The organism is Stenotrophomonas sp. YJH_SMC_27, assembly GCF_059369815.1.
The window spans coordinates 207,751-218,759 of the sequence record NZ_JCAFTA010000005.1 but is presented as its reverse complement, the minus strand read 5'-3'; the positions used below and the strand labels follow the sequence as shown (position 1 = coordinate 218,759).

The 11,009-nt window shown below is 65.7% G+C and carries 13 protein-coding genes; all 13 read right to left on the bottom strand.

Annotation, left to right across the window (positions count from 1 at the left end; translation table 11 throughout):
* Nucleotides 1-44: 44 nt before the first annotated feature.
* Nucleotides 45-1,025, bottom strand: a complete 981-nt coding sequence (locus tag AC5P7R_RS10350) for a hypothetical protein (protein WP_478438514.1) — start codon at nucleotides 1,023-1,025, stop codon at nucleotides 45-47.
* A 4-nt stretch (nucleotides 1,026-1,029) separates the two neighbouring features.
* Nucleotides 1,030-1,206: a hypothetical protein gene (locus AC5P7R_RS10345; RefSeq protein WP_495213834.1), complete on the bottom strand. Its 177-nt coding sequence runs from the start codon at nucleotides 1,204-1,206 to the stop codon at nucleotides 1,030-1,032.
* Nucleotides 1,203-1,652 (bottom strand): phage tail terminator protein, encoded by a 450-nt coding sequence (locus AC5P7R_RS10340; protein WP_478438516.1) that lies wholly within the window; start codon nucleotides 1,650-1,652, stop codon nucleotides 1,203-1,205. Before AC5P7R_RS10340 ends, AC5P7R_RS10345 begins: the two co-directional genes overlap by 4 nt.
* Complete coding sequence (locus AC5P7R_RS10335) at nucleotides 1,649-2,155, bottom strand: gp436 family protein (protein WP_111102516.1); 507 nt, start codon at nucleotides 2,153-2,155, stop codon at nucleotides 1,649-1,651. Before AC5P7R_RS10335 ends, AC5P7R_RS10340 begins: the two co-directional genes overlap by 4 nt.
* A 3-nt stretch (nucleotides 2,156-2,158) precedes the next feature.
* Nucleotides 2,159-2,524, bottom strand: coding sequence for an HI1506-related protein (locus AC5P7R_RS10330; protein WP_478438518.1), 366 nt, complete (start codon nucleotides 2,522-2,524; stop codon nucleotides 2,159-2,161).
* 66 nt (nucleotides 2,525-2,590) lie between these two features.
* A complete protein-coding gene (locus tag AC5P7R_RS10325) occupies nucleotides 2,591-3,484 on the bottom strand; it encodes a Mu-like prophage major head subunit gpT family protein (protein WP_478438520.1) in 894 nt (297 codons plus the stop codon).
* Nucleotides 3,485-3,515: 31 nt separating this feature from the next.
* The gene (locus tag AC5P7R_RS10320) at nucleotides 3,516-3,920 is read right to left on the bottom strand and encodes a hypothetical protein (protein ID WP_111102522.1); all 405 of its coding nucleotides are present in this window, start codon (nucleotides 3,918-3,920) and stop codon (nucleotides 3,516-3,518) included.
* Nucleotides 3,921-3,960: 40 nt separating this feature from the next.
* Complete coding sequence (locus AC5P7R_RS10315; protein WP_111102524.1) at nucleotides 3,961-5,076, bottom strand: phage protease; 1,116 nt, start codon at nucleotides 5,074-5,076, stop codon at nucleotides 3,961-3,963.
* A gap of 254 nt (nucleotides 5,077-5,330) precedes the next feature.
* Nucleotides 5,331-5,882, bottom strand: coding sequence for a phage virion morphogenesis family protein (locus AC5P7R_RS10310; protein WP_478438521.1), 552 nt, complete (start codon nucleotides 5,880-5,882; stop codon nucleotides 5,331-5,333).
* 141 nt (nucleotides 5,883-6,023) lie between these two features.
* On the bottom strand, nucleotides 6,024-7,223 hold the full coding sequence (locus tag AC5P7R_RS10305) for a PBECR2 nuclease fold domain-containing protein (RefSeq protein WP_478438522.1): 1,200 nt from the start codon (nucleotides 7,221-7,223) through the stop codon (nucleotides 6,024-6,026).
* A complete protein-coding gene (locus AC5P7R_RS10300; protein ID WP_478438523.1) occupies nucleotides 7,216-8,799 on the bottom strand; it encodes a DUF935 domain-containing protein in 1,584 nt (527 codons plus the stop codon). Before AC5P7R_RS10300 ends, AC5P7R_RS10305 begins: the two co-directional genes overlap by 8 nt.
* Nucleotides 8,793-10,439 carry a hypothetical protein gene (locus AC5P7R_RS10295; RefSeq protein WP_478438525.1) on the bottom strand — a complete coding sequence of 549 codons (1,647 nt, stop codon included), beginning with the start codon at nucleotides 10,437-10,439 and terminating at the stop codon, nucleotides 8,793-8,795. The genes AC5P7R_RS10300 and AC5P7R_RS10295 overlap by 7 nt, the downstream gene beginning before the upstream one ends.
* A complete protein-coding gene (locus AC5P7R_RS10290; RefSeq protein WP_478438526.1) occupies nucleotides 10,439-11,005 on the bottom strand; it encodes a phage protein Gp27 family protein in 567 nt (188 codons plus the stop codon). Before AC5P7R_RS10290 ends, AC5P7R_RS10295 begins: the two co-directional genes overlap by 1 nt.
* Between the last annotated feature and the right edge of the window lie 4 nt (nucleotides 11,006-11,009).

Here is an 11,009-nt window from a genome sequence, read left to right as displayed (position 1 = left end):
GAAGCCCCGCGCGTGGCGGGGCTAATGGGCGGAGTGTAGCTCGCTTACGGCGTGGAATCGCCGAATTCGATGTAAAGCTCGTCACCGCCGGCATCGCTGGCCACGCACGGGCCAGACAGCTCCCAGCCGTAGTCGCCATCGATCTCCACCTCGTTGATGGTGTCGATCTGTCCGCGAATGCCCAGCTCGCTGTACAGCTTGCTCTGCTCAGTCAGGCGCAGCGAGATGGCCAGCGGGGTTGCAGCATCGCGCAGCGTCCAGGGATTGAAGTCGGCCAAGGCGGTCCTGGCCAGGCGCAGCGTCCAGGTCGGCGCGCGATCGGTGATGCCGGTTTCCTTGTGCGAGGTGTACTCCTTGGGGGTGATCGTGTTGCCCAGGTCCACCGAGAGCGACTTGGCCCAGACGGTCAGCGCAGTGCCGCCTGGCAGCACGCTGATCTTGGTCACGGTGTTGTCCGCCCTGGCGACGGTGGGGACCGTGGTCGGCAAGACGATTTCCGGCAGGGCTTCCTCGGCGATAGTCTCGTAGTCGCCCTGGACGCGAACGTTGCCCTTGAAGCGATCGCCGACAGTGATGGCCAGGCTGGTCAGGTTGTGGCGGGCGGCCTGCACATGCTTCACGGTGCCGGCGTGCCAGAACTTCGCATCGCTGAGCGCCATGTTCACGCTGATGGGGTTGTAGCGGGTGGTTTTCTCCGTGGCGTCCTTGACCACGGTCATACCAGCCGGCAGCAACAGCACACCGCAATCGGGATCGCTGTCGGCGGCGCCGCCTGGCGAGGTCGGCGGGTACAGCTCGAACTCGCCCTCGATGTAGGCGCGGCGCGCGCCCACGGCGAAGGGCTGGCCGGTCAGGAACGGGCGATCGATGGGTCGTTCGATCTTGTCGAACTCGGTGCCGCTGGTGCCGTTGAACAGCAGGACGCCATTGGTTGCCGGCGCGGGGACGACTGCGCTGCCGGCAGCGACGCGCACGGCCAGCGCCAGGCCGCGACGCTTGAAGGGTTCGAGTTGGGGCTGTGCCATGTGGCTATTCCTCAGTGGGAGACGGGGTGGTGGTGTTCCGCTGGCGCGGAGGCTTCGCCGCCGGGGTGGCGGCCTTCGGCGCGACCGGGGGCGGCGCGGGGATCGCCTGGGTTTCATCGACCAGGGCGCCGTCAATTACGCGCCAGGCGCCCCCGCTGATCGGGGTGGGTTTGTTGGTCATCGCGATACCTGCATGCGGTAGTTGGTGGTAAGCACCTGCTGGTTGACCAACCAGCCGGCCTTGAAGGCTTCGTCGCGGCCCGCCTGGAAGGAGAGCGCATCGAAGGCGTCGACCGGGGTCCATCCGACCAGGGCCTGGCGCACTGCGGGGATCACTTCCTTGTCCATCTGATCGCGGGCGCCGACGCCCGTCGCTTCCCCTGCATAGTTGCGGACGAACAACACCACGCGAATCGTGACGTCGACATTCTGGATGTGCAGGGCATTCGTGGAGTATTTCGAGGGTTTCCCCACCTCGGCCGATGTCACGAACGCGGCCACGGCCGTCTTGGGCTGCTGCTCCAATGCGGTGCTGAGGTCGGCAGCGCTGCCCACTTCGAGCAGCACCTCGGCCTGCTCCTGGAGGCGAGCGACGATCGCCCCGACTGGGAAGGGGCCAACGGTCACGGCCGGCCGTCCCTGCCGAACACCTTGTTGCCAGGATTGATGATGAAGTCGCCCAGGCCGCTGGTGCCGGTGGTCGGGTCGGCGCCGCCCAGGTGGAATTCGCCTTTGGCGATCAGCCGCAGGAAATTCATTGCGTCGCGGTAATCCCGCACAACAGGATCGGTGCGCTCATCTGACATGCGATCGCCGTGGAGCTGGTAACGCACGATGCTTCTCGCCCACGTGGGCAGCATGGTGTCCATCTGTGCCAATGGCAGCTGATAGCGCTTGGCCAGGTAGCCATCGATCAGCGCGCCGGCCTGGGCGATTGCTTCCTGGATTCGCGCCACGCAGGCGTCAGCGCGAACGATTTCCGTGGGGTCGAAGGCGCTACGATCACCCCCGCGCAGCGTGGCGTCCATCAGTGCGGCCGACACGGGGCGCTGGTCCTTCGCCGTGGCCACCTGCGCCAGCTCCAGGGCGCCGGGGATCTCGGCCAGCTGCGTGAGGGTGATGTAGCTCATCGGTCAGCCTTCCTTGCCCAGGTGCGCCTCGATCTGCGGCACGCGCTCGGCCGGCGGCAGCGCTTCCCAGGCCGCTGCATCCAGACCGGCCGCTGCCTGCGCCTTGACCTCGGCTTCGCCCCAGGCCTTCTTGCCGGCCGCGTTCTTGGTCGCTGCCTTCTGGCGTGCGATCGCCACCTCGTCGGCGGTCAGCTCGCCCTTCGATTCGACCTCCTGGACGATCAGCTCGGGGTCGCCCTTGATGGCGTCGAGCTGGCCTTTCTTCAGGTCTGCCACGTCGATGGTTTCACCCTGGCGGGTGAAGTGACGGCCTGCGCGCCAACGGCCACGCTCCTGTCGGGATTTCACGATGATCTGCTGGTTGGCCATTGGCCACTCCTTGCTGAGTTGAACGGCGGAGCCAGCGCGGGTAACGCTGGCCCCTTTCGAATGGGCTTACTGAATCCAGGGCGAGTCGAGGGCCTCAACAACGCCCTTCATCACGTTGTCGGTGCCGGAGATCTGGTTCGCGGTCAGGATCTCTGCCGCCTTGAACTTCAGGTTCGGCGTGATGACCAGCAGATCCGGCACCAGGCCCAGCGGACGGCCGTGATCACCGGTACGGCTGGTGAAGGCGGTATAGGCGGCCTGCAGGTTTTCCGCCGTCAGCGGCTTGTTGCTGGCGTAGCCCATCTGCCAGAAGCCGAAGCCCACGTTGCGGCGGCAATCGGTGCCGTAGCGGAACTCCTTCTTGGTGAACACCGCCTCATCGGTTTCGGTGTCCATGGACACGAAGTTCGGGTCCTGGCGGTTCTGGAAGATCAGCGGCTTCAGGGCGCGCTTGGTGCACAGCAGGTACCAGTAGGGACCGGTGCCGCCGGAATCGATGTTGCTCTGGGTGACGTTCTTGCCGTCCGCGTCGATGACCGGGTGGTCGGTGTCGAAGAAGTTCTGGCCGTCATAGCACGCCGTGTTGATGCCGTTCTTCAGCAGGCCGAAGGTCAGCTCATCGGGCTGCGCCGCGACCGATTCGCCCATGTTGACCATCAGCGGTGTGTAGACGCCGATGTTGTCGTCCTGGATGTCGTCGCGGTCAACGCCTACCGTCAGCTCGAACGGCTCATTACGGATGGTGTAGCCGTGGGTCATGATCCCGTGGATCACGCGATCGCCGATCCACTTGCGCATGCCTGGCAGCTTGCCGAGCCAGCCGTATTCGTTGGACTTGGTGGTGGACGGCACGACGGTGGCGATGCGCTCGTACTGGGACGGTGCCTGACCCAGGCCCTGCTTGAAGGCCGCATTGAAGGCCACGAACAGCGTGGAGAGAGTTGCGCGGGAAATCTGCATGTGGGTGTCCTGTGGAAGGAGTGGGACGGGATCAGCCGACCAGGACCCAGACGCCAGCGGCGTCCACGTCGATGATCTTGCCGGCGACCTTGCGCGCGGCGCTGTTGTCGGTCTTGGCAACGGTCTGGTCATCGACCACGAACGCCTTGCCACCGATGTCGGCGCGGGTGATCTGGTCAGCGGCAGCGCTGTTGGCGAAGTGGAACGCGTAGCCGCGCCAAGCGTCGGCCTGGACAGTGCCATCGCCGTGCCCATCGCTCTGAGCGACGCCGACGGCATCACCCGACCCAGCGGTGCCGGCGGGCACCGCGTTGCCGTTGGTGGTCAGGAGGGCAATCATCGTGCCCGCCCAGATCTGCGTGCCGGGATTGATGAGGTGGCCAACGCGCTGAGCGTCACGGCGGTTGGTGTTGCGGCCCTGGGTGGCTGCAGTCATGGGAGTGTCCTTATATATAGGCGTGGTTGACGCGTTGCCGTCAGGCGGACGGCTTGGCGGCGGCGTAGTCCTTCGGGCTGATGCCGGTCATCGAGCAGACGGCCAGCTCGCTGGCATCCAGGCCGTGCGCATCCTTGGCTTCTTCACCGCCTGGCTTCCTGCCCTTGGTCTGGCTCTGGCTGAGTGCGGCGATTGCGGGGGCGCCGGCCAGGTACTTGTTCAGCGCGGCAATATCGGACTTGCCCAGGTCGGTGGCCCAGTCCTTCAGGGCGGGCAGGATGCGGCCATCGGCCAGACCCTGCTCGACCAAAGCAGAGACCTTCTCGTTGGTGCGCTCTGCACTGAGCGCGGCCAACTGGCCACGGATCTCTTCCACCGCGCTCAGCGGTACGAACTTGGTCGGGTCCGGCGCGGCGGATGCCTTCGTCTTCAGGGCGGAGCACGCAGCCAGTGCGCCACCCTCATCGACGCCCAGCTCGGTGGTCAGGCTTTCCAGCGTGGCCAACTGCAGGCCGAGCTTGCTGCAGGCGGCGATGGCCTGTTCCTCGGTCGTGGTGGCGGGCAGTTTCAGTGCAGCCAGAAGGGCTGCGAGCAAGGGATTCATCGGGTGGTCCTCGGTGTCGGTATGGAACGCGAACGTGGCAGCCGCACGCAGGGAGAGCGCCTGCATGTCATCGATCGCGGGGGTGTTGGTGATAGCGGCCATCTCGATCGTCAGCACTTCGCCGGTCTTCTCATCGAAGCGGAACACCGGGGAGACGTAGAGGTACTCCTTGGCGTCGATCGCAGCCGCCGCACGGGCCGTGGGATCGGCGATAGCCCAGAGGCCGGAACCTTCGCGCCATTGCAGCGCACGCATCCAGGCAGCGGCCGGCGCAGGCTGCCCGTTGGTTTCCTTGTTGAGGGTCTGATGCTCGTAATCGACGACGAGCGGCTTGTTCTTGGCGTTGAAGCGGGCGATGACGCGTTCGGCAACCGCCGCATCGATGTACCAAGCCGCCACCGGAAGCTCGCGGCCATCGTTGGGCCGGAATTCGCCTGCAGGCGTCAGCTGCATTTCGATGGTTCCGTCATCGGCAAGGCTCAGCGGCAGCTTGAAGCTGCACGCGGCTACCGCGACGTTGGAGGGGATGGGGGTCTGGGCTGGCTTGGTCATCCCAGCCAGATTGGCCGGTCGACTGGGCGGATCGGGATTAACATCCGCTAGTGCAGATGGGGGGCAAGCGCCTCGCACCATCGAGCCCAAACTGTACACGTTCCGCGAAGAATCGGCCGTCCTCGGCAACGCCACCTTCACTGCCGACAGGAACAGCGTTTGAAAGGCGTTTAAATCGCCCCACGCGGCCCAGGATGGGGCGGCCTCGGACGGTGGCCGCGCCCAGGGGGCCTCAGAGGCCCTGTGGGGCCGTTTTAGGCGGGGGGCAAATTCCCCGCTTCGGCATCCAATTCCAGCCAAGCCACTGCAAGCTGCTCGATGGCCTCGGCATCGGCCTCGCTGACGCCCAGGAACGGGCGCGCCGGTAGCCCAGGATGATTGACCTTTTTGACGAACCCTGGCGACTCCTTCCCGTCCTTCCCGGTACGCGTCTGCATGCCTGGCCAGAACAGCGCCTTGCCCGGCTTGGCCTGGATGACATACGGGTCTGTGCCCTCCTGGTGCCACCTGGCTTGCTTGGAGTCGGCTCGGATCTCCACCCAGTCCACGCCCGATAGAGGGTGGATGCCATCCCTGGTGCGGTGCGTCGCGTTCAGCGGCGTGCGGCCAGACCCGTCCGCCAGTGGTTGCCAGGCGACCCCGTCAGGGCCGATGCCCGTGTCGAACCGGGCCTGGGTGCTCTCGGTCAGGTCTTCGCCGATCTGGGCCATCAGGCCACTGAGATCGGCGCTGCGGCGGTGCAGTTCGCCAAACCAGCGCTGTGCCTGGTCGGCATCGACCTGCAGAATCAGCGGCTCGTCAGCCATGGTATTCTCCGCCCACGGACCAGGGACCAGCCGCCCCTGGTGTAGCGGCCCCAGGGCCGCAATCCTTCCACAGGGTGGGCCAGCCCCCGAGGCCCTGCAGGAAGCGCCGCAGAGCGAGCTGGCGCGTCTGTGAGCAAAGGCTCATCCTTCCGACCTTCCCCATACCAACACCCCTTGCCGCGATCGCGGCTGTGGCTTGTTGCCCCGGAAGAAGTCGAACGATCCCCACACCCCGCCGGGTAGCACTTCGGCGATGACCGTCAGCGCGTACCGCTTCGCCGCCGCGCCTTCGCCCTCGGTCACTTCAACCCGCTTGACGTAGTAGCGGCGCAGGCCGACCTTGCCGGCGTCGTTCTGGGCGAAGTTGGCCCAGATCTCGAACGGTGCCTGGATGGTCTCGGCCAGGAGCGGCAGGTACTTCTCCCGACCATCCAGGCGCGAGGGTTTCTCCAGCCAGTGCTCGATCACCTGGTCGGTCAATAGAACCGGGTCGCCTGCTGGATCGCGCAGCGTGGAGGTCTCCCCGTACAGCTCCCGCCACACCTGGCGCACGCGCTCGGGGTCGCGGATGCCGGTTGCCAGAGGTTGAGCCTGGGCCGCATCGAGCGGAACCTGCGCCGGCCGGCCGTACTCTGCAGCGGTCCGTCCAGGCAGCTCGGACCATTTCGCAGCTGCGTCCTTGGCGAGGATGGGATCGGCAATCTGGCGGCCGTTGGCCGCATGCCCCACGTGGTAGGCCCACTCCGGCGGCGGATCGCCCAGGACAGCAGCAGGCCGTTCGCTGACCTTCCAGCGCATCGCCCGCATCTTGGCCTCGGATACTCCGATCACCGTGCAATGGCAGCCCCAACCGTTGGGGGTGTAGTGCGTATCCCACCAGGGATCGTTGGACGGCAGGATGATCCCGTCCCAGGCCTTGTGCTGCTCGCGGGGGTTGCGAACGGTGTTGTGCTTGTACCGCAGGTAGGGGAAATGCCGCAGGGTCTCCCATCGCCCCGCCTGGTAGGCGGTCCGAATGTTGGTGTTGTAGATGACCGCCGTGCGCCAGGCCTGGCCACCAGGGCTGCCTTCGCCCGTCCAGCCGACCCAGCCGTTGCGCTGGACGATGTCGCGGAATCGGGCGCGAAAATCCTCCAGCGTCTCGCCCTGGGTGATCGCAGCGTCGACCGCTTCGCGTAGATCCGTGAGCAGGGCGTCACGCGTGGCACCGGCAACCACAAAGGCACGTGCGTGCTGGCCCTGCCAGAGGTCATTCCAGCGCCTGGTCGGCAGATTGACCTTGTCGCGGAAGTAACGTTCCGCCTCGGGCAGGTTGCCGAAGTTGCCCCGGATCTCAGCCACGGCTGTCTTCCAGTGCGTCGAACATGCCAGCAGCGCCGCCGATCGCCAGCGCGTGCTGCATGGCACGGGTGAACTGATCGGTGCTCATCGATGGCAGCAGATCGAGCAGACCCTGTCGGATGTGTTCCAGGTCCGGGGCGGTATCGACCAGCTGCTGGATCTTCCCGACCCAGTCGGCAATCAACGGATCGATCTCACCGCCCACCAGGGCCGCAAGCTGGTCCTCCCGGTCCCGGCCACGGCCGCCCTGCGCGGTGGCCACAGCCAGGCCGGCCTGGGTGAGCGCGGCCACGCCTGCAGGAGCAGCGTCGACGCCGTCGATCAGCACAGGCTCATTGGGGCCGGCCTCTGGAATGCCCAGCTCGGTGTGGACCCAGGACGGGCTGATCCGCATGCCCAGTTTCACCAAGGGCGGCAGCGCGGTCGCGTAGGCGCCGATGTCCTTCGTTTCGGCCAGGTCGAAGGTGAAGCGGGGGCAGCGACGGCGATCGCCCTGCGGCAGGAGGCCGTTCAACATCGCCAACGGATAGATCAGGTCGCGTGTCAGCGTGGTGGCCACCTCCTTGGCGTCGGCGTCCTTCAGCTCCTTGCGCACCTCGTTATGTACCTCGCCCAGGGCGTTGGTGCTGCTCTTGCCATCGGCCTGACTGGTCAGCGTTCCACCCAGGATCGCCTTGCTTTGGCTGCGCTCGCACCAGCTGATCATCAGCTCGAACGCCTTGGGGTCACCTTCGGCAACCGCAGGGAAATCCATGGTCATCCCTTCGGGGATGATGCCGGCCGCATTGTGGCCGATCTGCATCAGCGCCCGGAGCAGAGTCAGCTTCTCCTTCTCGGATGCGCCTGGCGGATATTTGCCGATGCGCATCGGGATGCCGTAGATCTCCAGGAACTCGGCCAGGTCGCCGACGCTGTAGTTCTTGAACAGGTACGGCCACACCAGGACCCGGAACAGCGCCGAGCGTTCCAGATAGCCGCTCTTGGCAGCGTGGGTGTGGGTGATCCACCCATAGGGCTGGAGCGCTTCGCCATCGCCACTACCGACGCGCAGGCGGATCTCCTGCTGATAGCCACGCTTGAACTGGAACCAGCTCTGCGGACGGTGCAGGATCGACTTGGGCTGCCACTCGGCGCCCAGGCGCTGCCACTCGATCTCCTGGCACGCAAAGCCCTTGCCGATCGCGTCGGTGGTATCGAAGAGGATGCCTTCCAGGTTGTCCATCGACTCCAGTATTTCCTGGAGCTGCTCGGCATTTCTCTTTTCGACGGCGCTGGCGTTCTTGGGTGGTGCGATCTTCCAGGACAGGCTGGCCACGGCGCGGCGTCGCTTGGACATCTCGGAATAGATGTGGGCGTCGCGCTCTTCCATGTCCTCGAACAGCTCGTACTGCCGGATGACGTCGCCTTGCTCAGCGGCCAGCATGATCGCGGCCAGACGCGAGGGCGTCAGGCCGCGTGAGGGATGGCCCTGGAACTCACGCTGCAGCTGGATCGCCTGGGCGGTTTGCGGCTCGGCCAGCTGGGCAAGGCGCAGGGGCTGGCCATCGGGGCCAAGGATGCGGGAGGTGTTCACCATGCTTCGGGTTCCGGGATAGAGAGGTCGTCGTCGTGATGAGCGACAGTGTCGAAGCCGCGGCTGCTGCGCGGCATTGGCGTCCATTCCATTTCCGCACCGGGGTGGCGGCTGGCGTAGTACATGAGAGCGATGGCGATGCCGGCATCACCGTGGCGCTGCCCACCGTCCTTGCCGGTGGAGCGATCAGGCACGCGGGCGACGCCCTTGATCATCTTGATGGCGCGCAGGTCGCCCAGGACGTCCTTGTCGCGTGGGACGGCGATGGTGTCGTCCTCGAACGCCTGCTTCAGCGGAGGCATGTTCTCGCGGTACCAGGTCTCCGTTGCCATGACCAGGGCGACACGGCTGTAGCCGAACTCTTGGGCGAGGAACTCTGCTACGGCGTTGCCGTTGCCGCGTGCATCCACCGCAGCCTTGACGAAGCGCGGCAGGCGTTTGATGACGTACTGGGCCACCTGGTCCTGCTGCTTGTGCGGCATGTTCCGCAACTCCAGCAGGAACGGGATGCGGCGACGCAGGCTCTGCTCGATCTGCGCTGGCACCATTACGGTCAGATCGCCCGAGCGGCCGAAGTCCTGGCCGAACACGCTCTGCAGCTCCGGGTCCAGCGCGTCCAGCAGCGGACCGACTTCCAGATCCAGCCATTCCTGGACGGCGGTGCGGCGCGCGTTATCTGACTGCTGCTCGAAGCCCTTGGGGCAGTTGTAGCGAAGGACCGGTGCGCCGTACATGCGCTGTTCGACCAAGGCTGTGGTCAGCCAGGCGCCCGAGCCTTGGCTTGGCACAACATCCAGCTCTTCCTCGGCTGCCGAGCCATAGAAGGCATAGACGCTGGCCACCCACGCGGCCTGGGCATCCACGTCCCATACCGCGCCCTTGCGCATGCAGACGCGACCGAACAAACCCTGCTCGACAGCTTCTTTAAACGTGATGCGGTGGACGCTACCCTTTCGGGAGCCCGCCCGAATCTCGTTCACCAGTTCGTTGAACGGGTTTTGATCGCCGTCATGGGTGCTGATCACACGGACTTTGCCGCCCCAGATCAGCAGCGCCAGGGCGGCCTTCAGTAGTTCGTCCAGCGCGCCGTGGAATGCGGCCTCATCGATGACCACCACGCCTTGCTTGCCGCGCAGGTTGGCCGGGCGCGAGGACAGGGCCACGATGCGGAAGCCGCTGGCAAAGCGGATGGTGTAGGTCTTGATGGACTTCTCATCGTCGCCATCCTTGAAGACTTCTTCGCCTTCCTCGACGTCTTCGGCCACCTGGTTGAACACGCGAGCCCACATGGCGCAGGCCTCGATGTACTCGATGGCCATGTCCATGTTGTAGCCGATGTAGTACACGTTCATCCCGCCGCCCTGACGGGACTTGGCGGCGGTCAGCACGTTGTCTGACGCTTCGGCCCAGGTGAGGCCTACGCGGCGGCTCTTCTCGGCCACCTTCAGGTCGCTGTCATCGGCAACCCAGTCCTGCTGGTACTTCAGCAGCACGGCGTCGATCGCGCTGTTGACTTCGACGGCGAGCGACGCCGGCAGTTCGTCCTGCAGCAGATCCTCGACACGATCGGCCCGATTGATGGCCTCTGCCAACGGCGTCTTGGTTGGCGCAGCCTTCGGGCGCGTGGCGTTCGCGATGACCATCAGCCGATCCCCAGGATCTTCTTGCGGAACTCTTGGGCCCGCTCTTCGGACAGACCGCCCGACTTGACGACGTTCTCCAGCTTGGCGGCCTGCTCGCGCTGCAGGGCCTCGCGGGCTTCCTGCGCGATCGCACGGCGGACGTTGACGCTCATCCGCTGGGTGTTCATCGCGTCGTTGGCAGCACGCGCCAACTTGCGGATGTCTTCGATGCTGGTCTCGTCGCTTTCGTGCGCCTTCAGCGCCGCGTTGGTTGCCAAAGTGGTGATGGCGTGGCCCAGCAGTGCGCCGGCCTTCTCGCCGACACCTTCGCCCAGCTCGCCCACCACCGCCTGGGCGGCAGCCTCGATGTCCCGCATGCGTGCAGTCATGGCGGAGATGCCCTGGTGATAGCGATGCAGTGCCGACTTCGACACCTCCGCAGCCGGCTCACCCGGGAACGTCTGCTGCAGCTCGGTAATCATCTCCGCCAACGTCAGGCGGTCCTCGCGGAGCAGGCGCTCTACATGGGCGCGCTGCTCCGGCGGCAGACGTTGGATGCTGGACTTCCCGCGACGTGGGGCATTCATGGCG